The organism is Ruegeria sp. H4 (genome assembly GCF_056533065.1).
In genome coordinates, this window is sequence record NZ_JBQFOC010000002.1 from 510,843 (window position 1) to 535,935 (window position 25,093).

At 58.0% G+C, this 25,093-nt stretch carries 21 protein-coding genes and 1 tRNA gene; 13 read left to right on the forward strand and 9 right to left on the reverse strand.

The window, feature by feature from the left end; genetic code table 11:
* Positions 1–20: 20 nt before the first annotated feature.
* The 6 genes from ACR0KG_RS14035 to ACR0KG_RS14060 all read right to left on the reverse strand — a co-directional run bounded on the left by ACR0KG_RS14035 (position 21) and on the right by ACR0KG_RS14060 (position 6,033).
* A complete protein-coding gene (locus ACR0KG_RS14035) occupies positions 21–1,610 on the reverse strand; it encodes an ABC transporter permease (RefSeq protein ID WP_480827617.1) in 1,590 nt (529 codons plus the stop codon).
* Positions 1,603–2,640, reverse strand: a complete 1,038-nt coding sequence (locus tag ACR0KG_RS14040) for a quaternary amine ABC transporter ATP-binding protein (RefSeq protein WP_353008051.1) — start codon at positions 2,638–2,640, stop codon at positions 1,603–1,605. Before ACR0KG_RS14040 ends, ACR0KG_RS14035 begins: the two co-directional genes overlap by 8 nt.
* Before the next feature lie 84 nt (positions 2,641–2,724).
* The gene (locus ACR0KG_RS14045; protein WP_480827618.1) at positions 2,725–3,675 is read right to left on the reverse strand and encodes an ABC transporter substrate-binding protein; all 951 of its coding nucleotides are present in this window, start codon (positions 3,673–3,675) and stop codon (positions 2,725–2,727) included.
* 285 nt (positions 3,676–3,960) lie between these two features.
* Positions 3,961–4,665, reverse strand: a complete 705-nt coding sequence (locus ACR0KG_RS14050; RefSeq protein ID WP_480827619.1) for a hypothetical protein — start codon at positions 4,663–4,665, stop codon at positions 3,961–3,963.
* A gap of 30 nt (positions 4,666–4,695) precedes the next feature.
* Positions 4,696–5,466, reverse strand: a complete 771-nt coding sequence (locus tag ACR0KG_RS14055; protein ID WP_480827620.1) for a COG1470 family protein — start codon at positions 5,464–5,466, stop codon at positions 4,696–4,698.
* A 9-nt stretch (positions 5,467–5,475) separates the two neighbouring features.
* A complete protein-coding gene (locus ACR0KG_RS14060; protein ID WP_480547800.1) occupies positions 5,476–6,033 on the reverse strand; it encodes a hypothetical protein in 558 nt (185 codons plus the stop codon).
* Positions 6,034–6,261: 228 nt separating this feature from the next.
* On the opposite strand from ACR0KG_RS14060, the gene ACR0KG_RS14065 reads away from it, so the two are divergent.
* Both ACR0KG_RS14065 and ACR0KG_RS14070 read left to right on the forward strand, forming a co-directional pair.
* Entirely contained in the window at positions 6,262–7,044 is a 783-nt protein-coding gene (locus ACR0KG_RS14065; protein ID WP_480540897.1) for a thioesterase II family protein, read from the forward strand.
* Positions 7,010–12,298, forward strand: a complete 5,289-nt coding sequence (locus tag ACR0KG_RS14070; protein ID WP_480547799.1) for a beta-ketoacyl synthase N-terminal-like domain-containing protein — start codon at positions 7,010–7,012, stop codon at positions 12,296–12,298. Before ACR0KG_RS14065 ends, ACR0KG_RS14070 begins: the two co-directional genes overlap by 35 nt.
* On the opposite strand, the gene ACR0KG_RS14075 is transcribed toward ACR0KG_RS14070, so the two are convergent.
* Both ACR0KG_RS14075 and ACR0KG_RS14080 read right to left on the reverse strand, forming a co-directional pair.
* Positions 12,291–13,100, reverse strand: coding sequence for a hypothetical protein (locus ACR0KG_RS14075; RefSeq protein ID WP_480827621.1), 810 nt, complete (start codon positions 13,098–13,100; stop codon positions 12,291–12,293). The two genes, ACR0KG_RS14070 and ACR0KG_RS14075, sit on opposite strands and share 8 nt — an antisense overlap.
* 50 nt (positions 13,101–13,150) lie before the next feature.
* Positions 13,151–14,275, reverse strand: a complete 1,125-nt coding sequence (locus ACR0KG_RS14080; protein WP_480827622.1) for a radical SAM protein — start codon at positions 14,273–14,275, stop codon at positions 13,151–13,153.
* Positions 14,276–14,475: 200 nt separating this feature from the next.
* Between ACR0KG_RS14080 and ACR0KG_RS14085 the strand changes: the two genes are divergently transcribed.
* The 3 genes from ACR0KG_RS14085 (at position 14,476) to ACR0KG_RS14095 (ending at position 17,091) form a co-directional block, all read left to right on the forward strand.
* Positions 14,476–15,495 (forward strand): hypothetical protein, encoded by a 1,020-nt coding sequence (locus ACR0KG_RS14085; RefSeq protein WP_480827623.1) that lies wholly within the window; start codon positions 14,476–14,478, stop codon positions 15,493–15,495.
* Between the two features lie 99 nt (positions 15,496–15,594).
* Positions 15,595–16,437: a fumarylacetoacetate hydrolase family protein gene (locus ACR0KG_RS14090; protein WP_480547795.1), complete on the forward strand. Its 843-nt coding sequence runs from the start codon at positions 15,595–15,597 to the stop codon at positions 16,435–16,437.
* Between the two features lie 150 nt (positions 16,438–16,587).
* Complete coding sequence (locus ACR0KG_RS14095) at positions 16,588–17,091, forward strand: cold shock domain-containing protein (protein ID WP_480827624.1); 504 nt, start codon at positions 16,588–16,590, stop codon at positions 17,089–17,091.
* A gap of 298 nt (positions 17,092–17,389) precedes the next feature.
* Here the strand turns inward: ACR0KG_RS14095 and ACR0KG_RS14100 are convergent.
* Positions 17,390–17,479 (reverse strand) — tRNA-Ser (locus ACR0KG_RS14100).
* Between the two features lie 201 nt (positions 17,480–17,680).
* Here ACR0KG_RS14100 and ACR0KG_RS14105 point away from each other — a divergent pair.
* From ACR0KG_RS14105 to ACR0KG_RS14140, 8 genes are read left to right on the forward strand one after another with little or no spacing between them, the layout of a single operon-like run.
* Positions 17,681–18,826, forward strand: a complete 1,146-nt coding sequence (locus tag ACR0KG_RS14105) for an SPOR domain-containing protein (RefSeq protein ID WP_480827625.1) — start codon at positions 17,681–17,683, stop codon at positions 18,824–18,826.
* A 55-nt stretch (positions 18,827–18,881) separates the two neighbouring features.
* Complete coding sequence (locus ACR0KG_RS14110) at positions 18,882–20,009, forward strand: D-alanyl-D-alanine carboxypeptidase family protein (protein WP_480827849.1); 1,128 nt, start codon at positions 18,882–18,884, stop codon at positions 20,007–20,009.
* On the forward strand, positions 20,006–20,632 hold the full coding sequence (gene tmk / locus ACR0KG_RS14115; RefSeq protein WP_480827626.1) for a dTMP kinase: 627 nt from the start codon (positions 20,006–20,008) through the stop codon (positions 20,630–20,632). Before ACR0KG_RS14110 ends, tmk begins: the two co-directional genes overlap by 4 nt.
* A gap of 3 nt (positions 20,633–20,635) precedes the next feature.
* Entirely contained in the window at positions 20,636–21,757 is a 1,122-nt protein-coding gene (locus ACR0KG_RS14120) for a DNA polymerase III subunit delta' (RefSeq protein ID WP_480827627.1), read from the forward strand.
* Positions 21,754–22,560, forward strand: a complete 807-nt coding sequence (locus ACR0KG_RS14125; protein ID WP_480827628.1) for a TatD family hydrolase — start codon at positions 21,754–21,756, stop codon at positions 22,558–22,560. Before ACR0KG_RS14120 ends, ACR0KG_RS14125 begins: the two co-directional genes overlap by 4 nt.
* Positions 22,557–23,354, forward strand: coding sequence for an MBL fold metallo-hydrolase (locus ACR0KG_RS14130; protein ID WP_480547789.1), 798 nt, complete (start codon positions 22,557–22,559; stop codon positions 23,352–23,354). Before ACR0KG_RS14125 ends, ACR0KG_RS14130 begins: the two co-directional genes overlap by 4 nt.
* Before the next feature lie 45 nt (positions 23,355–23,399).
* A complete protein-coding gene (locus ACR0KG_RS14135; protein WP_480827629.1) occupies positions 23,400–24,332 on the forward strand; it encodes an AEC family transporter in 933 nt (310 codons plus the stop codon).
* A gap of 60 nt (positions 24,333–24,392) precedes the next feature.
* Entirely contained in the window at positions 24,393–25,091 is a 699-nt protein-coding gene (locus ACR0KG_RS14140; RefSeq protein WP_480540872.1) for a CbiX/SirB N-terminal domain-containing protein, read from the forward strand.
* The last annotated feature ends 2 nt before the right edge of the window (positions 25,092–25,093 follow it).

Genomic DNA, 25,093 nt, shown 5'->3' on the forward strand with positions numbered 1-25,093 from the left:
GGAACCGGGGGCGCGCATGTTCAGATTTTTTCGTCTTCTCGCCGGAAGGCCCCCTGTACGATCCGGTCGATGACCATGGCACAGAACAGGATGGCAAAGCCGCCCAACAGACCCGGACCCTTGGCGGCGTATTGCAGTGCCTCAAGGATTTCCTTGCCCAGACCTCCGCCACCGATCAGCGAGATGATCACCACCATCGACAGACACATCAGAATGGTCTGGTTCACACCGGTCATGATCGAAGGCAAGGCCAGTGGAATCTCCACATCCTTCAGCAACTGCCATTTCGAGGCCCCAAAGGCGACCGCAGCCTCTTTGATACTGTCAGGCACCCCGCGCATCCCCAGCGCCGTCAGGCGGATCACGGGGGGCATACCAAAGATGATCGTGGCCAGAATGCCGGGAGGGTTGCCCGTACCGAAGAACGCGATAATCGGGATCAAGTAGACGAAAGCAGGCAATGTCTGCATCAGGTCCAACACAGGCTCGGCTGCGCGATACGCGCGCTGAGACTTGCCGAACCAAATGCCAAGCGGAATGCCGAACACGACGCACAGGATCACCGCTGCACCCACCAGAGCAACCGTCTCCATCGCCACATCCCAATATCCCAGCAGTGCGATATACGCCAAGGACGCAGCCGTGAAGATCGCGACCCGAGGGCCAGCCGCGCGCCACGCGGTCACGCAAATGACCAGCATGACCACCGGCCAGGGTGATCCGATCAGCGCAATGGTCAGCGCATCCAGAACCGAGCGGACCCCCGCAACGATCCCATCAAACACATCGCCCCCAGCGGCGGCGGCGGCATCGATCCGCGCCTCCATCCAGTTGGCAAGCGCTGAGAACAAGGTGCCTCCGCCCTCACCCAAGAACACAGCGGACACTTCCTGTTCTGGGAAGGCATCAAGCAATGGCAGCGATGCATTTACAGTGAACTTGTAGACGATCAGCGGACCAATAGCCGCGATCAGGATCGCCCCCATCACGATGTTTCGGGTCGAGCGCCCGCTTTCAACATTGCCCGGATTGATCCGCCAGTTGGAATACTGCTTCTCGTAAATACGATCGGCATAGAACCCCTGCACCACCTTGAAAACAAGCAGCATCAGAAGCCCGGTCAACAGGATACCCGTCGCTTCAGACTGCGCGGCGAGCGCGCGTTCAAGGCTGGTATCTGCGGCCTTCTGGATGTTCTCAGCCAGTTTTGTGAACCGGTCGATATCTGCTTGCGCGGTCGCTTCAGCGGCCCGGCCCAGCAACTCGTTCGCGCGTTCCTGTTGGCGTGCGGCCCGATCAGCGAAATCCGCACCGGGGTTGCCCCAGGCACCGCGTCCGATCTGAACCCAGGCGATGATTTCAAGGATCAGAAAGGTCCAGAACATACCCCAGATGGCCCGCGAGGCCGACCAGAATGGCCCTAGAACGGCAGCCCAAAGGTTGAACGTGTTCGGGACAGGGCTGGTTGCGTCATGGATCTTGTGAAACGCATTGACATAGTAGTCGCCATTCGGTCCTGCGAATTCGTGGATCGATTGATCCAGCGCCTCGCGATCGACTTCGATATCCGAGGCGGCGGTGACTTTCATTTCCATGGCTGCATCAGTCATTTTTGCCCCCCTGAATTCCGCGCAGCAGGCGCGGTTTGGTTACAACACCCACGTCTGCACCTGCGTCGGTGATGACCACCGGCATCTCGGTGTTGACGGCCAGATCAATCAGTTGATCGAGATCTGCGCCTTCATCCGCGCGGGGGGCACCATCCAGCGACCCCGAATAGCTGGCGACCGGCTCCATGATTGAATGCGCCTTGACCAGTTTCAGTTTCGAGATGCCTTGCACAAACTCGCGCACATAATCGTCTGCCGGGTTCATCACGATATCTTCCGGGGTGCCGATCTGAACGATGACACCATCCTTCATGATGGCGATCCGATGGCCGATGCGAATGGCCTCGTCCAGGTCATGCGTGATGAACAGCGTTGTCTTCTTTAACTGCGCCACTAGCGCCTTGAATTGATCTTGCAACTGCAACCGGATCAGCGGGTCGAGGGCCGAGAAAGGTTCGTCCATCAGCAGAATTTCAGGGTCCGAGGCAAGCGCCCTTGCAATCCCCACACGCTGCTGCATCCCGCCTGACAGCTCTTTGGGCAGGCGGTCTTCGTACCCTGTCAAGTCCACAAGACCCAGTGCGTGATCCGATACCGCCCAGCGCTTGGACTTGGAAACTTTGCGGATTTCCAGCGGATAGGCGACATTGTCGCGCACTGACCGGTGCGGCATCAGCGCCATATGCTGGAACACCATTCCAATCTGTTGCGCCCGGATGCGGCGCAATTCGTTCTCGGAAATGGCGGAAACATCCTTACCCAGAATTTCGATCTTGCCCGCGGTGGGCTCGATCAGGCGATTCACATGCCGGACCAGAGTGGATTTGCCTGAACCAGACAGACCCATGATACAAAATATCTCACCTCGCGAGACTTCGAAACTGGCATCCTGTACACCAACAACACAGCCATATTGTTCCAGAACCTGAGCCTTGGTCAGCCCCTCTTTCAGAACGGCATCCATGGCCTCGGCAGCGCGATTGCCGAAAATTTTCCAGACATTTTCAAGTTTTACTACAGATTCGTCCATTTGCCCCCCATGAAGGCGTCGTTGCGCCAGGCAGATAGGAAACGGGCCGCTGCGATTTTTCGCAACGGCCCGGATATGTGTGGCTTAGTTGGTCAACCAGCCGATCACGGTGTCCTCGTTATCTGACACCCATTGGCGCGCGAAATCTGCGGCTTCGACATTGTCCACGGCCAGCGCCTTGCCCATCGCGCTCAGGTCATCGCCCTGCATCTGGTAGTTGGCAAACAGAGCCGCAACTTCGGGATAGGCCTCTTCCAACTCCTTGGCATAGTGCAGGTGCAGGGTCGCACCGTTCCAAGCCGAGGACGCCTCAGACTTAGCCAGCCAATCGGGATCATCCGTGGGCTGCACGATGGTCCAGGTTGCCGGATCATGGGGCGGCTCTTCCAGAACGGTCAGCTCTTGCGTCACAAAGATATAGTGCGGGCTGTAGCAGAAGCCGATCCAAGGATCGCCCGCCTTGGTGGCGTTGGCGAGGTTTGCATAGGCAATCGTTTCTTCATACTCAGTCAGGTCGAAGATTTGATCATAGCCATATGACTTTGCACGAATCTTCTCAACCACGGTTGAAGCCCAGCCAGGCGCGCCAATCCATACTTCCGGGGTTCCGTTCCCATCGGTGTCAAAAATGGCCATCTTGTCCGGATCGCTTAGATCATCAATTGATTTGATCTCATACTGTTCGGCAATGTAGGTCGGGACACACATACCTTGTTCAGCCTGAACCGGGTTCTGGTTCATTACGACCGTGCCGTTGTCTTTAACATAGGTGTCGTGCAGGTTTTGCTGGTTTGGCATCCAAACCTCGGGGTGGACATGCATGGACCCACTGTCCATCGCCTCAAACACGATCGGGTTCGTTCCGTTCTGAAGCTCGACATCCAGCCCCAGGTTTTCTTCGATCACAACCTCAAGGATATGCGCCGTTGCGTTGACCGAGGCCCAGTTCGGAACGCCGATCACAATGTCGGCCGCAAATGCGGGCAAAGCGACCACTGCAGATGCGCCACCCAGTAGCATCGAAATTTTGTTCATCAGGTCTCTCCATGTTGGACATGTAGCGCGCAGTCTTTCGGGGCGTCCCGGCGCGCGCGCTTATTCTATTGACAACATGTGCGTTCTCAGATTGTTAGCGTTTGATTGTGAGCAAAACACATGCTCCAAAAGACAAACATGCGAAGCTATCGCGCTTCAAGGTCGACATAGCCGGAATCGGTAAGATTCTACTTTATCCAAACAGACCTATGATTTTTCCGAAATACATGTACGGCTTCGCCCGACGAACGGGCAAGGGACCTATTCGGTGCCAGCAATACCCGCCTAGCAGCACCCGCACTTGCATGCAGCGACATAGCTGTCGCAATGGTTCGGCAAGACAGCAACAGCAACCAAAACAGGGCGCGAGATACAGCCATCCGCACTGACCCGGGCATATGCCACCTCGCATCGATCGACATCCAGATGTCTTTCCTTGTTCTTGTCGCCTCGCCCCGCCGCCGCGGATCCAGAGCCACCGTTTTTGTGGAAGGCAGCGCAATCGACATTGACCACCAACTGCACCACGTTTTCTTCGCAGGGGCCCAATTCGAACTTTGTGTCAGACAGGGCGGCCGTCCACCCCAAATCGTGCCCACTGGCGGTGGTGAAACTGCTTAGCGATAGCGTCACCTCGCGCGTGCGGCGTGTATCATTGGCGAAAGTCAGAGAAATCACCCGGCGTTCCGAACAGCGGGCTTCGATCAGCACATCACCCTCACAGATGCAGCAATCACAACAACTGTCATAAGATTTGGTATCGCAGTCGCAGCCGCAATCTTCTTCCTTGCAAGCGCCCGAATACCTTCCATCTGGCACGCGGTAGACCCCCTGAGTATAGGCCTGCAATTGAACATAGCCTTCCCGCAGATTGCCCAGATAGTCATCCAAATCCATCATCCGCATGCCGCGAGTCTGATAGCAGTACCCGTAGAAGACTTCGGGCTTATTATCGTACCCGCCAGAATGTCGTGTGATTGTCCTTTGCATGGTCTTGTCTCCTTATTCCGGGCGCTGCGTTCAAACCGCCAAGATATGTACTGTCACGGTTTCAGACGAAACCCGGATCATCGCCGTGGCATCGACGCCTTTTGGAATGGTGCCCGGTATCGAGAATTCCCAGATTTGTGAGACCGTCTCTCCCGCGCCAACGGTCGCAGCATCGTTCTTGACCTTCAGCGGCGTGAAACTTTCCAACTCGGCATCATAGCTCAACGACATCGCGCGCATCGCGTCGTCTAATGTCCGGTCCGTATCGCGCAGCTTCTTGAGCATCTCGCGCTGCGCCCGACAATGCAGCAGGTCCAGATCCAATTGGATCGCGCCGATTGCGGGGACATCGATCGGAACGTTGCCGTGATTTCGGAACACCATCAGTTTTTTGATCTTGGCCCCCGGCTTGCCGACCAAAAACACCTCATCCGGTGTGATTTCGAAATCGACAACCTCGGTGACGATCACCTCGACTGGATGGTCTGTGCCATCAACCGGCAGGGACATCTTATAGACCCCCGGCGGGGTTGATGGGTTAAGCGCTGCAGTGACCGGAACAGTTTTGCTAGCACCTGCACGCAGTTTGACCCGTGGCAAATCTGCTGAGAGCAGTGGCTGGGCCCTCGCGCCTCGCGTCTTGGGCTTAACCTCTATCAGCTTCAAATCCCGCAGGGCTTTGCGTTCGGCACCTGTATTCGCCAGAGCTAAGGTACCATGCAGCGCGCTGGGTGCGCCTACCAGAACAAGCGGCTCTAGAAGTGAGACATCTGGGGTCTTTTTCTTTGCAGCCGTCGCCATCTTGCATCCCTATTTGATGTGGATTTTCACGCCGCCCGAAGATGGGTTCGGTTTGGCCGCAGCTGCGCCACCCGAAGGGGCCGCGCTTTGCGCCGGCAGTTGTACCGAGGGGCGGAAGGGCAGTTCTTCGTAGACCTGTTTGCTTTCGCCGCTATAGGTCACGCCGTAATACTCGACGCCCATATAGGTCACGCCGATATGGTGATGATAGGGCTGCCGGATGATGCCGGTTGGAAGCTTACCGTAGTTGACAGTCGTGCACAGATCCAACGCTACGGGTTTCAGATCAACCGATAGAGGCTTGATCTCAAGCGTCAGGTCGGTGGTGTTTTCGCTGACAATCGGCTCCGAGATTTTCAGGTCCTGAATGCTCTCCGTCTTAATCGGATCGCCACCTTCCAGCTTCGTCTCGGTCTTAATCGGGCGTTGCCCGCCATTCAGCGTGAGACCGATATCGTCCAGACCATTGATTGTGACATCCGCGTCTGTGTCAGAGTCGATGTTAATAGGTCCGTTGTTGACGTTTACGGTGCTTCTGCCACCGCCACCTTTGCCGCCGCCTGGCATAGTCACCTCCAAATCCATTCTGGTGCGGGCTGCACCTGAGTAAGCGTTTGGCACGAAAACTGTGCAAAAAGTATCGCTAGGGTAGCATATTTTACCCGCCAATTCACGCCAGAACCTGGGTGGAACAGGGCGGGCCACGCCAAAACGCTGATTTCATGCTATGATTGGGCCAGATCAGTGGTTGGGTGCGCGCCGCGCATGTGGGTATCACCAGAGGTGACAGATGCTGTGAGTGTAGAAATCGCATTGACTCCGCAGAACCCTACCCATGCCGGGCTGTCGGGTCGGTTGGTCTGCTTCCCGCATGCAGGCGCCGCGGCTGAGCGCTTTCACGACTGGATGAGCGGATTTGCGCCGGTTCTGGATGTGCGGGCTGTCACCCTGCCGGGACATGGGCGGCTTTTGGATCAATCGCCCGTGGAGAGTTGGCCGGACCTGATCAAGTCGATTGTTGCCGAGATTCAGCCTTTGACAGACCGGTCATTTGCCATCTTCGGTCATAGTTTTGGGGCTCTGCTGGCCTATGAAGTTGCCCATGTTTTGGCGGCCAAGGGACATGCGCCCAACCTGCTGATCGTAGCAGGCCCTGCCCCGCAGATGGCACGGCGTGATCGCAATGTATCCGGATTGCCTCGGTCCGCGTTTCTGGCTGAGATTGAAGCCATAAATGGCACGCCGCCCGAAGTGCTAGCCAATACCGATCTGATGGACCGCATGCTACCCGCCTTGCGCGCTGATTTTGCGCTGCTCGAAACCTATGAGGCTGACCACGTCAGCAAGCATCCTCCGCTGCCCTGCCCAATCCTTGCGATCGGCTCGGACAATGACCCACAGGTGCCATTCCACAGCATTCTGGGTTGGCGACACCGCACGCGCAGCCGTTTTGAATGCCGCCTGTTTGCAGGTGATCATTTCTTTCCTTTTACCAACCCGGATTTCGCCGACACCCTTTTCGACTACGTTGATGATGCCCTGAATGAACACTCAAAGGACCTCTATCGCGCCGGATGAGGCGTCGATTGCCATTATCGGCATGCAGGGCCGCTTTCCCGGCGCGGCCAGTGTCGATGAGTTATGGCAGAACCTGCTGACGGGGCACGAGGCGGTCACGACTCTGACACCCGAGCAAATGGAAGGCGCGCAGGTTCCGAAAGAGCTGCACGAGCTGTCGAATTACGTCAACAAAGCCACCCTGCTGGAGGACGTCGATAAGTTCGACGCCGAATTCTTCGGGTTCAGCCCCCGTGACGCGGAACTGACCGACCCGCAGCACCGCCTGTTTCTGGAATGCGCTTGGCATGCGCTTGAGGATGCGGGCTATGTGCCCGATCGCTACAAAGGCGATATCGGTGTCTTCGGGGGCTGTGAACTGTCGGGCTATTTGTACCTTATCAACCGCAACATTGACCGCCTGGGTTTTCTGGACGGCATGCAGTTGATGATCACCAATGACAAGGACTACATGGCCACTCAGGTGGCTTACAAGCTGAACCTGACCGGTCCAGCGATCACGGTTCAAACCTCCTGCTCGACCTCGCTGGTTGCAACTTGTCTGGCCTGCCAGAGCCTGCTGGAGGAAAGCTGCGACATTGCGCTGGCTGGGGGTGTCACGGTCAAGGTTCCGCAGCGGCGCGGCTACCTGTTCGCCGCAGGTGGCATCCTGTCCCCGGACGGTCAGTGCCGCCCCTTCGATGCGGCGGCTCAGGGCACGATTGTTGGCAGCGGCGTGGGTCTGGTTGTCCTCAAAAGGCTGGATAAGGCGCTGCGCGATGGCGACCGCATTCGCGCCGTGATCCGGGGGTTCGGCCACAACAACGACGGGTCCAACAAGGTCAGCTATGCCGCGCCCAGCGCCGAAGGTCAGGCGCGCGCGATTGAGACCGCGTTCGAGATGGCGGGAATCCCGCCCCGCTCGGTCGGCTATATCGAAGCGCATGGAACCGCGACCATGCTGGGCGACCCGATCGAGGTCGCGGCACTATCGCGCGTATTCCGCAAATCGACCGAGGATACGCAGTTCTGCGCCATCGGTTCCGTCAAAGCCAATGTGGGCCACCTGAGTTGCGCCGCAGGCGTCACGGGGCTGATCAAGGCCGCCCTAGTAACCGAGACCGGCACAATTCCCCCGAACCCTCATTTTAACGTGCCCGCCCCGGGCATCGACTTCCCCACCAGCCCGTTCTACGTCAACCGTGACGCGACTAACGTGACGGCAAGTGACGGTCCGCGACGCGCCGGTGTCAGTTCATTCGGTGTTGGTGGGACCAACGCGCATATCCTGCTGGAAGAACCTCCCGAACCGGCTCCATCCAGGCCGGGGCGCGCGCAGCATCTGATCGTTATGTCCGCCCGCAATGAGGCTGCGCTGGACCGGTTGGCCCTTTCCCATGCACGTCGTGTTATGACTGCCACGCCGTCTGAACTGGCCGACATTGCTTTCACAACAAAAACCTCCCGCACGCTTTTTACGCATCGGCGTTACGTGCGCGTAGACGCCGACAACCCCGCAGGCAGCGCGTTGGCCTTGCTGGCGCATAACAGCGACAAGGTGCGCACCATAGAAGCCAGTGGCGAGGATAGGCCCGTCATTTTCATGTTCTCGGGCCAAGGTGCCCAATATCCGGATATGGGCTGGGGTCTCTATCGATCAGAGCCCGTCTTCCGCAAGGCCTTTGACCGGTGCTGCCGCGCCTTTCGGGATGGCAGCGGGTTAGACCTGAAACCGATAGTTTTTCCCAAGAAAGTGGATCGTGAACGCGCGGCTGAGAAGCTCAAACAGACGCAGTTCACACAGCCCGCACTGTTTGCTGTCGAATATGCCTTGGCGCAGCTGTGGATGTCGTGGGGCGTACGACCCAGAGCCATGATCGGGCATAGCATTGGCGAATATGTTGCGGCCGCGATGGCGGGAGTGATGACACTTAAGGACGCCGCAAAACTGGTGGCGCAGCGCGGGGCGCTCATGGCCTCATGTAAGCCGGGCTCGATGCTCGCCGTTCCGAAAGAGGAAGCCTATCTGCGCCCGCTGCTGCCGGATGACATCGCGATCGCCGCTGTGAACGCCACAGGAATGACAGTTGTGGCCGGACCAAGCCCGGCAATCAAACGGCTGGCAAAGCGGCTGGAAAACCAGAAGATCAAAGCCACGCTTCTGCGCACCTCGCACGCCTTCCATTCGGCGATGATGGATCCAATTTTGGACGACTTCATTAGTGCATTTCAGGGCATTCGCCTGCGCGCACCGCAGATCGACATCTATTCGAACCTCACCGGCACCGTCCTGACCAAAACCGCCGCAACCGATCCCGCTTATTGGGCGATGCATCTGCGCAGCGCGGTGCGGTTTGCCGATTGCGTCAAAGCTGGGCTGGATCTGCCCGATGCGATTTTCCTTGAAGTCGGCCCCGGTCGATCGCTTACCAATCTTGCCGGGCTGCAATTGAGTGGGAGCGGTTCGGTCGCCCTGCCCTCAATAGACAGCAAGTCTGGCCCGCAGGTTGAGGCTGATTTGGCGACCGATACGCTGGGCCAGCTTTGGGCGCATGGGGCTGAGATCGATTGGCATCGATACTATGCCGAGGAGGTGAGACGCAAAGTCCCGGTGCCCCTCTACCCGTTTGAGCGGGACAGCTATTGGGTCGGCGGCGCGGAAGATCCCAGCGTGGACGCCGCAGCATCACGCAAGGCGATGGTCGATTGGGGCTACGTACCAAAGTGGAAAAACGCTCCGATTAGGGACATCGAAGACCTGCCCGCAAACGCGCGCGTTCTGATTTTGAGCGACAAGAGCCCAGCAGCCCGAGTTTTGCAAAAAACGCTTAGGGACAAGGGCATCGCAGCTACCACCATCACGGCCTCATCACGGTTCATGCACCGCAAGGATGGCGCATTCTCGGTCGATCCAACAGTTTCAGAGCATTTCACCCGTCTCGCCAGCGCGCTGCGGGACGATAACAACCCTATTTCGCACATCGTTTACCTGTGGCCTCTCGCGCTTGAGGACGCCGAGGCCAACGTGGTTGCGATGCAGAATGCGGCCATGGCTGTCACCAAAGCCAGTGGGCTTGCCAAGCTTCGGATGATTTCGGTGACTGCGCAGGCGCAGCCCGGACGGTCCGACAAGACGATGGGGGTGGAAAGCTCGGCCACCCTTGCGCTGGCGAAGGTGTTGGGACAGGAGGTTCCCTCGCTGCGCGTCACCTCGGTCGACATCGCGGAAAGCGATCGAAGTAAGCCCTCAGCGGACCACTTTGCAGGCTGGCTTATAAACGAGCTGCAAGCGCAACAGTTCGTTCCTTCGGTTGCTTACATCAAAGGGAAACGGCATCGCCTCAGTTATCAGGCGCAACCACTGGAACCGGTCGAAACCTCCACTTTGTTCAAGCCCGGTGGCGTCTACGTCATAACTGGCGGTTTAGGCAATATCGGGCTGGCGATGGCTGATATGTTGGCGGAGCGCTACAAGGCCAAGCTGGTACTTCTGTCTCGCTCGGGTGCGCCTGCAAAACCCGACTGGAAGGCGCTGGCCGCCGGTCCCAATGAGTTCGATAAAACGGCGATGCTGGCACGCAGGTTGCTGGATTTGGATCGAAAGACAGATCTCTTGGTTCTGAAGACCGACGTCTGTGACGCAAACGCCCTGCAAGTGGCGATGTCGAAAGCCACCAAAGCCTTCGGCCCCATAGACGGCATCTTCCATATGGCTGGAAATGTGGGTAGCGGGTTTGGCAAACTCAGCGACCTGACGACCGAAGACCTAAACAGCCATATCGCCCCAAAGATCAACGGTGCCCGCGCACTTGCACATGTCTTGCAGGACCATACCCCGGATTTTGTCCTGCTGGGCTCATCCCTGTCGGCTGTTCTGGGCGGGTTGAACCTTGGCTACTACGCGGTGGCAAACCAGATGCTGGACACATTTGCCGCGTCGCAGCCGACACCAACGCGCTGGATCAGCGTGAACTGGGATCAATGGGCCTTTGCCGATCAGACGCATGGGGAAGATGCGATCTCTCCCGCAGATGGGGTTGAGGCGCTGAACCGCCTATCCGCGTTGGATACCGATCAGATCGCCATATCGACCACACCGCTGAACACTAGGCTTGCGGAATGGGTCGAATTCACCGCCACCCCCAAAGCCACGGAAGCCACACCAACAGGCCACAGCCGCCCCAACCTGAGCAATCCGTTCGAAGCACCGAAAACGGACATGGAAACCATCCTTGCCGGGATTTGGGAAGACCTGCTGGGCCTGTCCCCGGTTGGCATAAACGACAAGTTTTTCGAGCTGGGCGGGCATTCCCTGCTGGCCATTGAAATGACCATGCGGATCGAAGAGAGGTTTGGCTACAACCCCGAGGTTGGCCAGATCTTCGACACTCCGACCATTGCGGGGCTAGCCCCGATTATCGAGGCCAATATGGGGGCATCCACTGTTGAAACGGTCAAAGCTGAGGTTGAACCACCACCGCCGCCAGAGCCCGACCTGAACCTAGAGGGCACGAAGAAGAGCTTTCAGGACATGTATGATGGTGTCACCAAGCAGCTGGACAGCTCAGGCTTCGGAACCTTCGCGCATTTTCTGAACTATGGCTACACACCGAACGGAGCGCCCGAGGCGTCTGATGTTCCCCTGAGCGATAAGATGATGAACCGGAATTCGGTCAAACTGGCGCTTGAGGTCATTGGTGCCCACCCGATCGATGGGTCGTCGGTTCTGGATGTGGGCTGCGGGCGCGGCGGCACTGCCCGCACGTTGGTTGAGTTCTTCGATCCCGCCGCTGTCACCGGGTTGGACCTGTCCGGCGCGGCAATCGAGTTTTGCCGCAAGACGCATACAGATCCGCGTTTGAATTTTGTTCAGGGTGATGCAGAAAACCTGCCCTTCGATGATGGGCAATTCGACGCGGTAACCAATATCGAAAGCTCACACACCTACCCCGCGATACAGCGCTTCTATGCCTCGGTCATGCGGGTCCTCAAACCCGGCGGGGCGTTTCTGTACACCGACCTTCTGCCTTTGGGAAAGCTGAACCAATGTCTCGAACTGTTGAAGGACCTAGGTTTTAAGCTCGAAGACGAGCGTGATATCACGCAGAACGTGCTGCTGTCCTGCGATGAAATCGCGGCCTCGCGTCTGGGCGCGTTCGGAGGCGATCAGGAGATGAGCAATTTCCTGGCAACCCCTGGATCAGCGGTCTACGAATCCATGAAATCCGGTGAATGGAGCTATCGGATATGGCGCTTGAAACGCCCGATCAACTGATATCAATTTCCAGCGTTATTAATTGATTACGCGCCTGTCCTAATCCAACGATGACCAGCGCCGTCGAATAGCAATGCCCGGCGCGGTACAGATCAGCATCGACAGGCACCATCACCTTGACCAGTTGTTTCTGCCCCGGCGCCAGATTGATCAGGTCCGGGATCACATCGATCATGGCCCCTTCTATCGCAACGCCATCTTCATCCAGAACCGGCGTGGTCGACACACGCGGGCTGACGCTAACCGCCGTGCTGTTCTCGACCTCGAAACTGGCTGAAAGCGTGCTGCCAGCAGGCCCGGATAATGTGATTGCGGCGGCTTGCGGGGTGGTTGCCCCTTCGGCTGCATATCCGTTCACGCCACGACTGTTGAGAAACTGAAACAGCTCATCCGTATAGCGCTTCGACAGAACCTGAGCTGATGCTGCATAACGGATCGCAAGCTGCAGACCCTCCTGCGCGATCTCGGCCCCCCGCGTCTCGGTGAACTCTTTGTACAGATCGGCCATTTCCGGCACATAGCCCTGTTCAGTCAGGTGCTGATACTGGGTCCCAGCATCCGTGTATTGTTGCGTGAAGGCCGTGTAGATGGACTGCAACTGGCGATAGCTTTCCTCCATCGCGGCCTGCAATTCGGCCTGTTTGCCAAGGCCATGGGGCGTATCTTGCCCGCTGGTAGAGCTGGCCCTGTTCTCATATACCTCCTGAACCGGCTCAACGGGTTCTGGCTGCGGCTCTGGCGTTGCTGGTTTCGCCTTCGCGCGCGCGCGTTTTGCGGGTTGTTTGCGGGTTGCCTTAGCCATCTCAGCCCCTTTAGTGCTGCGGTTTCGCTTCGGTCATTCTTGTCGCCAGTCTACACCAAACTCTTGAGTTTCGCCAATTTCTCTTCGCTTTGGCAGTGAATTGCAGCCTGATACCAGGTGCCCAGCAAGGCGATGTATCCGGCCAGATTGGTCGATGTCACAGTCCTCGCCACATCCATAGGTCCGCGCAATCCCCTTTCGACGGCAAGTCTGCGGTACAGATCAATCACTCGCAGGATCATGGTGGGGGGGGCATAGGCCAGCGACAAGTGCTCGGGCTCCCACACAGTGTTGAAATACAAAACCGCACCCAGGTCGTCGGCAAAAGCCAACAGGTCTGCCAGTTCCTGCCAGTTCACCGTCATGATACAGGCCGATATGCCAAACGGGCGCTGATGGTGCCGCGAATACTCGGCCAGCCAGCGGGTGTTCTTAATCACTTCATCAAAATCCGCGTTGCGGCGGATCGAGCAATAGGTTTCACGCCGGACAGAGTCGAGCGAGATACCAATATGCACATTTCCCCGCTCCAGAACCGACAAGGCCTGATCCGGCAGCAGGCTTGCATTGGTCTGAATGGTAATCTCACACTCTGGGTTCAGGGCGATCAGCCTCTCCCAGATTTGATAATAAAGCCGCATTACAAAGGGCTCGCCACCATAAAAGGTTGTACCTTCAAGATGCGGGATAAAATCCTCTAACTCCTCAACAAATTCGCCCCCATAAGCCTGCGGCATCGCCGGGCGCAGCTCGCGGTAGCGACGGATACGCGAAGACAGTTCCCCGTTGCACATGATGCATTCCAGATTGCATGCATTGTGGAGTTCGAACGAAAACGAGGTCGGGTGATCGGGATCAACGCTCCAGCGATCAAAATGCTGTGCGACAACAGCGCCGTAGTTCCCGGTTTCAATCTGCGACCCGCACCCATTGCACCCGCCACCCAGATCACCCTGCGCCACGCGCTGGCACAAGGTTTGCCTTGGACGCCCCTGCCAGATTTCGCGGATGGATTGATCCGGATATCGGCCCAGCGGTTCACGATTATAACAACAGCTTGAAACCTTACCTTCGGTCCCGAAATACAGGCTGGTCGACGGGCTGTAGCATAACAAAGGCCGGGGTCCGGCGCGGCGCTGTTGGTTGTAGTGATAGTTCTGAACTGGGTTAATCATGGCCCCACCAAAACATCTCTTGCGCTTGATCTTATCACATCCCTCGCTTCTATTGGCTAAAAACCGCCATCCATCGCGGTTTGGCCGGGCAACACGGATGCGGGCACTACGCGGCCAACATCCACCCACACCGTGAAACCAGCCTCATTCCATGCTATGCTCTGTTTTTTAGACAATTTTCACGCAAGGGGGGCGCCCTCGTGTCCGAACGTCGCGTAGAACTGCATTACTTTTCGATCGTCGCGCTGCCGATTTGCGTGTTTCTGATCCATGAGTTGATCCAGACACACATGCTGCCAAAAGACCTGAACCTGTCTGTTGGCATTCTTATCGCGGATCAGGATTGGTTGGAAACAGTTGGCCGGTATCGGTTTCTTGCGGCGTCATGGTTCTTTGCCGCTCTGGCTGTTCTTCCGGTCGCCGTCTTGGTACGCAACCTGAGGCGACCGACGGAACGCGCTACCAGGCTGGCCGCAATTCTGACCGTTATAACGGTTTTCTGCCTTGCGATGATCCCGGTCATTCAGCAGCACATGACGAACACGCCCCCGCAGATTTATGGGCAAGTCGGAAAAGAGCTATTTGAAATGGCTCTGTCCAAAGGCACGTTGCCGGGCTGCGACGGACCCAATGATCTCTGGGCCCTGGGCACCTGTGGGGATATCCCCGTCTTCTCACTCTTCCGGCGCGTGATGGATATTGTCACCGCACTGGCCGGTCTGGCAGTAGGCGCGCTGATTGCTGGGATGATCTTGTGCCTGTCATTTGGCGGCGGTGACGATCTCGAAGATACGGCCGCCAGCCTGGCCCGCAGCATCCGCCAAATGAAGCAACAGCTGTATCTGTCCAGTCTGATCCTGACCTTTGGGATGTTCTTTGCGTCAAGTTGGATGTACTGGCCCTTACCCGTCATTGCAGAGGCCGAAAAGGCCGCATTCAGCTCTTTGGTCACAGCATCGGCTTTGTTCACCGGAACCTATTTCTGTCTGCTGATGCTCAGCTTCTATCTGCCGGTGGCACTGATCCTGGATGGTCGGGTGACACAATTGGCCATTGCGGCCCGGCAGGTAGACGACACAGAGGACGACTTCGATGTCGATGACTGGCGATCCACACACGGTCTGTCAGATGGGCCCGGCGATTTCATGCGTGCGGGCATCGCGCTGGCCGCGCCCATTCTTGCGGCTTTTGCAGGGGGGATCTCACCCCTAAGCCTGTAAGGTTTCAAAGCGTACTGAGCGGTTGACCCAAAGTCCTACAGGCTGCAGGCTTCGAAAGCCGACGCTCGACGCCACTACCAATCAGGATATCCGCAAACTATGAAATTGCTTCGCTACGGCCCAAAGGGCTCAGAAAAACCGGGGATGCTGGATGACGACGGTGCCATTCGGGACCTATCTGCCATGGTCGATGGCATCACGGGTGAGATGCTGGACAAAGCCTCCCTCGACCGGCTGCGTGCGCTTGACGTATCAACTCTGCCCGTTGTTACCGGCAATCCGCGCATTGGGGCCTGCGTCGGCCAGGTTGGAAAATTCATCTGCATCGGCCTGAATTATGCCGATCACGCGGCGGAAAGCGGGATGGATTTGCCCGCCGAACCGGTGATCTTTTTCAAAGCGACCTCGGCCATCTCAGGGCCCAATGACTCGGTCGAGATCCCACGCGGGTCGACCAAAACCGATTGGGAAGTCGAATTGGGCGTCGTCATCGGCAAAGAAGCCAAGTATGTCTCGGAGGCTGATGCATTAGACTATGTTGCCGGATATTGCGTGGTCAACGACGTGTCCGAACGTGATTTTCAGCTACACCGCTCGGGCCAATGGACCAAAGGCAAATCAGCCGACACCTTTGGCCCCATTGGCCCGTGGCTGGTCACCCGGGATGAGGTTCCAGACCCACAAAACCTGTCGATCTATCTTAAGGTGAACGGCCATCGATATCAGGATGGTTCAACCCGAACGATGCATTTTGGCGTGGCGGCGGTGGTATCTCACCTGTCTCAGTTCATGTCGCTGCAACCGGGTGACGTGATTTCAACCGGCACCCCCCCCGGTGTTGGCATGGGGCAAAATCCTCCCGTCTACCTGAAACCCGGAGACATCCTTGAACTTGGTGTCGAAGGCTTAGGCGTTCAACGACAGATGGTGGTGGCGGGCTGAGGCGCCATTGATCTTAGTAGATACACAGCTGCGAACGCCGCGGGTGTTAATCTGTGGTTTACCACAAGTCTCCTAAAACATGACTAATAAATACCATATTTACTATGAAGGGTTTAGCTCAAGACAGTGATGTTCAAAGGTTTGCTTGTTATGGATGGTTCGACGCTTGGCGATCCCGCTCTGGTCCAGTTTTCAGGTGTTTTGAAATGGTTTGCTGCCAAACACGGATACGGATTTGTCACCTGCGACGAGACGGGCAAAGATGCACTGCTCCATCAGAACACGCTCAACGAGTTTGGCCAAACATCCATAGCACCCGGATGCGAAATCAAGGCGCTTGCGCGCCGCACATCCAAGGGCACACAAATCGTCGAGATCCTTGAGCTGCAGGCTGAACCGGTGCCAGATTTTTTGCCTGACGGAACCAGCGAACGGGAAGGTAGAACTTACCTGCCCGCACGCGTCAAATGGTTCTGCGAGAAAAAGCAATACGGGTTCGTAAATGTGTTTGATGATCCCCGCGATTGTTTTCTACACTTGAACACTCTGGCAAAAACAGGACTTGGGATGGTGAATGTCGGCGAAGCGCTTGGCGTGGAACTGGATGACGGCCCAGACGGCAGAGTTGTTGTCTCTGTCAAATCCTGGAGCTAGTCAGCACACCAAAACAAACAGTCGTCGCGCTGGCTGTCGCGAATCCTAGTTACCTAGAATGTAGTGAACGTCCTTGTCATTGCAATCATTGTGCGACGATGGGAAAGGTGCTTCGACACAGCGAGCACAGTTGTATCCGGTGGAGGCAAAACTCGCTTCATTTTACGCTTCCCTCAAACTGATAAACTCAGGGCCATGCGGAGTTCACGCAGCTTCAACTCTCGGCTCAGGTCGCGTGACCTGAAGTCGCAATAGTTGCCAGAACCGTTCTTGGAGTGATTGGATTGCAAAGGCCAAGTGGCGGGGAGACAGGGATTCGAACCCTGGGAACGCTCTCACGTTCAACGGTTTTCAAGACCGCCGCATTCGACCACTCTGCCACCTCCCCGTCGGAGGCCCGGTCTAAGCCCAACTGAGATCAGAGGCAAGCCGAAATCGGGAAATCTTGCTCAAGCCTGCGCAGCAGCCTTTCCTTGGACCTTCAGCCACGTTATGATCTGGCCTTAAGATCGCAGCAGACTGGCGCTTAGAACCGGTCATTCGGCGGGGCTGGAAAAAAACGAAGCCCTTTCAGGCAAGGGAACAAGAGATGAAGCGAGCGACACAGACACGCGCAAATCCGCGAGGACTGGCTGTACTAGCTGTGACTTTGACAGTTTTGTCCGGGTGTGACGACGTTCTTCAATCTCAGGACGGATCAACGAAGCCCAGGAGCGACAGCGCGGACAATTCGACAATCGAACTCGTACCTCAGGTCACCAACAGCTCGCAGCGCGACGTTGAGGCACCGGATGTGTTTTCGGTAACCGAAGCTGGGCTTTGGGATGGGCGGCCTTCGCTGGGCGGCATCTGGGTGGCGCATCCTGATGTTAACCAACCAGAACGCGTTTTGATCAAGAACACCGCGAACAACAAAAGCGTCACGGGCGCGCTGTTCCGGCGTCAGGCGAACTTGCCGGGGCCTGCCTTGCAGGTTTCCTCTGCCGCGGCGGAAAAACTTGGAATGCTGGCCGGGGCGCCAACGCGGGTCAGCGTTGTAGCCCTGCGCCGGGAAGAACCCAAAGAAGAACCACCCGCTGAAGAACAGACGCCCGAGGCCGAGGCTCCGAAAGAAGAAACCGAAGTCGCAGCCGCTGCACCTGAAGCAGAGGCCGCTGCACCGGAAAAGCCGGCCAAGCGCAAGTGGTGGCAAAAGAAAGAACCGGCTGCTGCCGCGGGCGCAGCGGGCGCTGCTGCAGCGGCGGCTGGCTCGGCCAGTGAAGAGGCTGCGGAAGCTGCGGTAGACAGCACCTCAGCCGCTGGGGCCGCCGCACCGGGACTGTCTGACGCCCCCGTTGCAGCCCCAACCGAAAAACCCGCCAAGCGCAAGTGGTGGCAGAAAAAGCAGCCCGAAGAGATAACGGCCACACCGCTGGACCCAATCGAAGGGGCAGCCGCCGCAATTGACGCGGCCGAGGCCACTCCGGCAGCGGCCGCAGCTGCCGCCCCTGCTGCGTCGAACTTGACAAAGCCCTATGTTCAGATCGGCACGTTCAGTGTTGAAGCCAATGCAAACACCGCCGCAGAAAAAATCCGTAAGAATGGTATGGCTGCCGAGGTCCGTGCGCTAGAGGCTGAAGACAAAACCGTCTGGCGCGTTCTGGTCGGCCCTGCCACAACACGCGCCGATCGCAAGGCGATTCAGACCGATGTCAAAGACCTGGGCTTTACCGACGCATTCACCGTGTCCAACTGATAACAGGAGGCGCCCCGTGCTATCCGCAATTCGCACATCCGTATTTACCCTCGGGATGGCTGTCCTGGCCCTGCCCGCACACGCGTTTGATACCACGGCGCGTGCCGCCTATGTGATCGATCAGTCAACCGGAACTGTACTTCTGTCGAAAGACGCTGATCAACCGCTGCCGCCCGCGTCGATGTCGAAGCTCATGACGCTCTATGTCGCGTTCGAAGCGCTGCGCGATGGGCGTTTGACTTTGCAGGAAACTCTGCCCGTATCTGAACACGCGATGAGCTATGGCGGCTCGACCATGTTCCTGAACACACAAGATCGCGTGACGGTCGAGGACCTGTTGCGCGGTATCATCGTTCTGTCGGGCAATGATGCCTGCGTAGTGATCGCCGAAGCGCTGAGCCCCGATGGGACCGAGGCGGGATTTGCCCGTTACATGACCCAACGCGGCAAACAGATGGGCATGGACAATTCCAACTTTGCCAATTCAAACGGCTGGCCCGCCGCAGGGCATATGATGTCGGTGCATGATCTCGCGGTTCTTGCGGATCGCTTGATCAGCGATTTCCCGGAATACTACCCGCTATTTGCTGAAGAAGAGTTCGAATTCGACGGGCGCGCGCCATCGAACAAACGCAACCGGAACCCTCTGCTGCGGCTGGACATCGGGGCCGATGGGCTCAAAACCGGCCACACGCAAGAAGCGGGATATGGCCTGGTCGGATCGGCTAAACAAGGCGACCGTCGTGTGATCTTTGTCCTCACCGGTCTCGACAGTACCGCTCAGCGGGCAGAGGAGGCTGAGTCCGTGGTTAACTGGTCGTTTCGAAATTTTGTCGAGAGGACAGTTGCCACCGAAGAAACGCCGATAGCCCAAGCCAAGCTGTGGATGGGTGAGAAGAAGACCGTGGGGTTGGTGCCCGAGGGCGACCTGAACGTTCTGTTCCCGGTTCTTGGCACTCAGAATGTGCAGGCAGAGGTCGTTTATGACGGCCCGATCAACGCCCCTGTTGCCAAGGGCGATCAACTGGCTGAGCTTGTCATCAAACCCGAAGGCCTGCCCGAAATTCGCCGCCCGCTGGTTGCAGCCGAAGATGTGCCTCTGGGTGGGTTCATGGTGCGCATGATGACCGTGGGCGGTATTGTTCTGAAAGACGTGATCAATAACCCGCTGGAGTCGATGTGACGAAACGCGGGTTATTCCTGACCTTTGAAGGCATTGACGGATCAGGTAAATCAACTCAGGCTCGGATGTTGGCCGAGTTTCTGCGCGAGACGGGCCACCAGGTCATTCTGACGCGCGAACCTGGGGGATCGCCCGGAGCTGAGGAAATCCGCAGGCTGGTGCTGGAAGGCGACCCGGATCGTTGGTCGGCTGAAACCGAAATTCTGCTGTTCACTGCTGCCCGCCGCGACCACCTGGAACGCACCATCGAACCAGCGCTGGCCGATGGCAAGGTGGTGATCTGCGACCGCTTTGCCGACAGCACCCGCATGTATCAGGGCCTCTCGCGTGGTGATCTGAGGGGCATTGTCGACCAGTTGCACAGTCTCATGATCGGACGCGAACCCGACATGACCCTGTTGGTCGATATGGACCCGGAAATCGGCCTGTCCCGCGCCAAAGGCCGCCAGGGCACCGAGGAACGGTTTGAAGATTTCGGCCCTGCCTTGCAAAAACAGATGCGCTCTGGGTTTCTGGCTTTGGCCGACGAGTTTTCCGACCGGTTCCGCGTCGTCGATGGCAATCGCGACATGGACAGCGTCGCACAAGATGTGAGAGACATCGTCCAGGCAGCTTTGCGATAGACGATGAGCGACGACACCCCAACCCCAGATCAGGCGCCCGGCGCGCCGCATCCGCGTGAAACCTTGCGCCTTTTCGGACAAGACGCGGCGGAACAGGCGTTTCTAACTGCCTATACCTCGGACCGGTTGCACCACGGCTGGCTTCTGACCGGCCCGCGCGGGGTTGGGAAGGCCACATTGGCCTGGCGGATTGCGCGGTTTCTTCTGGCAACGCCTCCGGCTGATGACGGTGGGCTATTCGGCGCGCCTCCACCCCCTGAAACACTGGATATTGATCCGGGCCACCCGGTCTCGCACCGGATCATGGCGGGTGCGGAACCCGGTTTGGCGGCCATAACACGCTCGCTGAACGATCAGGGGCGGTTACGTGGTGAGATTGTCGTGGATGACATCCGCAAACTGGGCAAGTTTTTCGGTCTATCTTCGGCAGATGGTGGGCGGCGCGTAGTCATCGTCGATTCTGCTGATGAGATGAATGTCAGCGCCGCGAATGCGCTGTTGAAAATGCTTGAGGAGCCGCCTGCAAGGACCACGCTTCTGCTGATATCGCACCAGCCTTCGCGCCTGTTGCCTACGATAAGGTCGCGCTGCCGAACCTTGCGCCTCTCACCGCTGGGGCCTGAGGACATGCAGGCCGCCTTGGCGCAGACCGGGGCGGAACCGTCATCGCAGGCGGATCATCTGGCCGCGCTGGCCGCGGGATCGGTCGGCGATGCGGTGCGTCTGATCAATCTGGGCGGATTGGACCTCTATGCAGAACTGATCGCTGTTCTAGGCACCCTGCCCCGCATGGATCGCCAACGCGCTTTGAAGCTGGCCGAAACCGCCGCCCAGCGCGGCGCAGCCGAGCGGTTCGAACTGTTATTGACCCTGATCGACATCGCCCTGTCCCGCCTGGCCCTGACCGGGGCAACCGGTGCGCCTCCCGCGCCTGAAGCCGCCCCAAACGAGGCCGAGACGCTTGCCCGCCTATCCGCGTCGCCTCATCAGGCGCGCCGCTGGGCCGAAGTTGCCGCGACAATCACAGCCCGAGCGCGCCATGGTCAGGCGGTGAACCTTGACCCTGCCGCTTTGGTCCTAGATACGGTGTTCAAGATACAGGAAACCGCCGGTCAGAGCAGATGAGCGATACGCCCGAAATCACCGATAGCCATTGCCATCTGGACTTCCCCGATTTCGAAGGGCAGCTGGACCAGATCATCGCCAACGCCGCCGATGCAGGCGTAACCCGAATGGTCACCATCTGCACCCGCCTGCGCAATGAACCCACCGTCCGCGCCATTGCCGAGGCCCACGCGCCGGTCTTCTACGCCGCAGGCACTCACCCGATGAGCGCGGCAGACGAGCCGATGGCGACAGTTGACGAGCTGGTCGCGCTTGCACAGCACCCAAAACTCGTAGGCATCGGCGAATCCGGACTGGATTACCACTACACCGCCGACAGTGCCGAGGTGCAGAAACAATCGCTGCGCATCCATATCGAGGCCGCACAGCGCACGGGCCTACCGCTGATCATCCACGCCCGCGCCGCCGATGATGACATGGCCCGCATCCTGACTGAGGAATACCGCAACGCGCCCTATTCCTGCGTCATGCACTGCTTTTCATCCTCAGCCGAACTGGCCCGCGCCGCTTTGGATTTGGGGTTCTACCTGTCCATGTCCGGCATCGCTGCCTTTCCCAAAAGCCAGGAGCTGCGCGATATCTTCGCTGCAGCCCCGGTGGATCGTATTCTGGTGGAAACCGACGCGCCCTATCTGGCGCCACCACCCTATCGTGGCAAGCGCAACGAACCCGCCTATACCGCGTATACAGCCCGCAAAGGGGCCGAGGTGTTCGGCATGGATTACGCCGCATTCGCCGCACAAACTCAGTTAAACTTCGACCGCCTGTTTTCCAAGGTCACCCAGTTTAAGGCCGCTGCATGAACTTACTGCGTTGCACCATTCTGGGCTGCGGATCTTCGGGCGGCGTGCCGCGCCTGGGCGGGCAATGGGGTGATTGCGATCCCGCGAACCCGCGTAATATCCGCCGCCGCTGCTCTCTGCTGGTGGAACGGGACGGGCCGGATGGCACTACATCGGTGCTGATCGACACCACACCGGATATGCGCAGCCAGTTGCTGGACACGGGAACCGGACGATTGGACGGGGTCGTCTATACCCACTCGCACGCGGATCACATGCATGGGATCGACGATCTGAGAATGATCGTCTTCAACATGCGAACCCGCGTTCCAGTCTGGGCCGATGGTGATACGCAAAACGCCCTGCTGGGTCGGTTTGGGTATGCGTTCATCCAGCCCGAAGGCTCACCCTATCCGCCGATCCTCGATCTGAAATCCATTGATGGCGCGTTCGAAATCGACGGTCCCGGCGGCCCGATCCCGTTTGAGCCATTCAAGGTGAACCACGGTTCGATCGACTCGCTGGGCTTCCGGATGGGTAACCTCGCCTACCTACCGGATGTCGCGGAAATCTATAACGACGCATGGCCAAAGATGGAGGGGCTGGATTGCCTTATCATCGACGCCCTGCGCCGGTCACCTCACCCCACCCATGCGCATCTCGAAAAGACACTGGGTTGGATCGAGCGGCTTGGCCCGAAACGCGCGGTTCTGACCAATATGCATATCGATCTGGATTATGCGACGGTCGAGGCCGAGACACCTGACAATATCACCCCCGCCTATGACGGGATGGTGATCGAACAGGCGCTGTAAGCCGCTGCTCTGCGCGAGCCAGATATCGTCAAGCCGCGGGGCGATATGCTTCAAAGCCTGATCGACGTCATCCTTCCGGTCTTTCTGGTCATCGGCGCAGGCTATGCAGCAACACGGTCTGGCTATTTCAAAGAAATTCATGTCGACGGTTTAATGAAATTTACGCAGGGGTTTGCCATCCCCTGCCTGCTATTTCTAGCCATTGCGCATCTGGACCTCAGCGCCAGTTTCGATCCGCGCCTGCTGATCAGCTTCTACTCTGCCGCTGCCCTGTGCTTTACCGCAGGGCTGTTCGGCGCGCGGCTGGTCTTTGGGCGCGATTGGGAGGATTGCGTTGCCATCGGCTTCTGCTGCCTGTTCTCGAATTCGGTCCTGTTGGGCCTGCCCATCACGGAACGCGCCTACGGGCCTGACAATCTGACTGGCAATTACGCCATCATCGCCTTCCACTCGCCCTTTTGTTACGGCGTCGGCATCACGGTGATGGAGATTGTTCGAAATCGCGGTCATGGCGGCATACGCTTGGCGCGGTCGGTTTTGTCTGCGATGTTCAAGAATGCCCTGATTCTGGGTATCGCGCTTGGGTTTGTCGTGAACCTGTCGGGTATTGTCATACCTCGGGTGGTCGATGAGGCCCTTGGCCTTGTGACCCGTGCGGCCTTGCCCGGCGCCTTGTTTGCGCTGGGGGGCGTGCTGGTTAAGTACAAACCCGAGGGCGATTTAAGGACGATTGCTTACGTTTGTTGCATTTCCCTTATGCTGCATCCTAGTCTGGTTTGGATCTTTGGCGCGTCCACAGGCCTGCCACAGGACCTGTTTCGCTCGGGCGTGTTAAACGCAGCGATGGCGCCGGGTTTTAATGCCTATATCTTTGCCAATATGTATGGCCGGGCCAAGCGGGTCGCCGCGTCATCTGTACTGATCGGAACTGCAGCGTCCATCATAACCGTCTGGCTTTGGCTGACCCTTTTGGGATAATCCCCGCCTTGACTTACACGTCCGGCGCGACACCTATCGGGCAAACAGAAGGAACCACATATGCCGCAGGCCATTATCGTTGCCCATGGTCAACCCTCGGACCCGGATCCGGCAGAGGCGTCTCTTGCCCGATTTGCGGCTCAGGTCGATGCTCTGACCCAGGATGTCTCGGTGCATTCGGCCACCTTGGCAGCCCCTGGCCGGCTTGAGGCGGTGATGGACGAACTGCCATCTGATGCGGTGATCTATCCTTTGTTCATGGCCAAAGGCTGGTTTGTGACCAGTGCCTTGCCCAAACGCGTCGGCAACCGTGGGCTTCGGATTCTGGACCCGCTTGGCGTCGATCCTGAGTTGCCAACTTTGGTGTGCACCGCCCTGCGCGAGGCTTTGACGTCAAAGGACTGGGTCACCGAAGATACAGATCTGGTGATCGCCGCCCATGGATCTGGGCGCAGCCGCAATCCATCCGCTGTGACATTGGAGTTCGCCGAAAATTTGGGCGGGCTGCTGCCTTTCAGGACCCTGAAAGCCGGGTTTGTTGAAGAACCCCCATCCATCGCAGATGCGGCAAGCGGTGCCGGTGCGCAGTCTCTTTGTCTGCCCTTTTTCGCCTGCACCGGAGGCCATGTGCTGGAAGATGTCCCACAGGAGCTGGATCGCGCAGGATTTCAAGGCGCAACCCTGCCGGTGGTCGGAGAGCTTCCACCCATTCAACGCCAGATCGCCCGCAAGCTCGAAGCGGTCTTTGCAGCAGCGTAGCA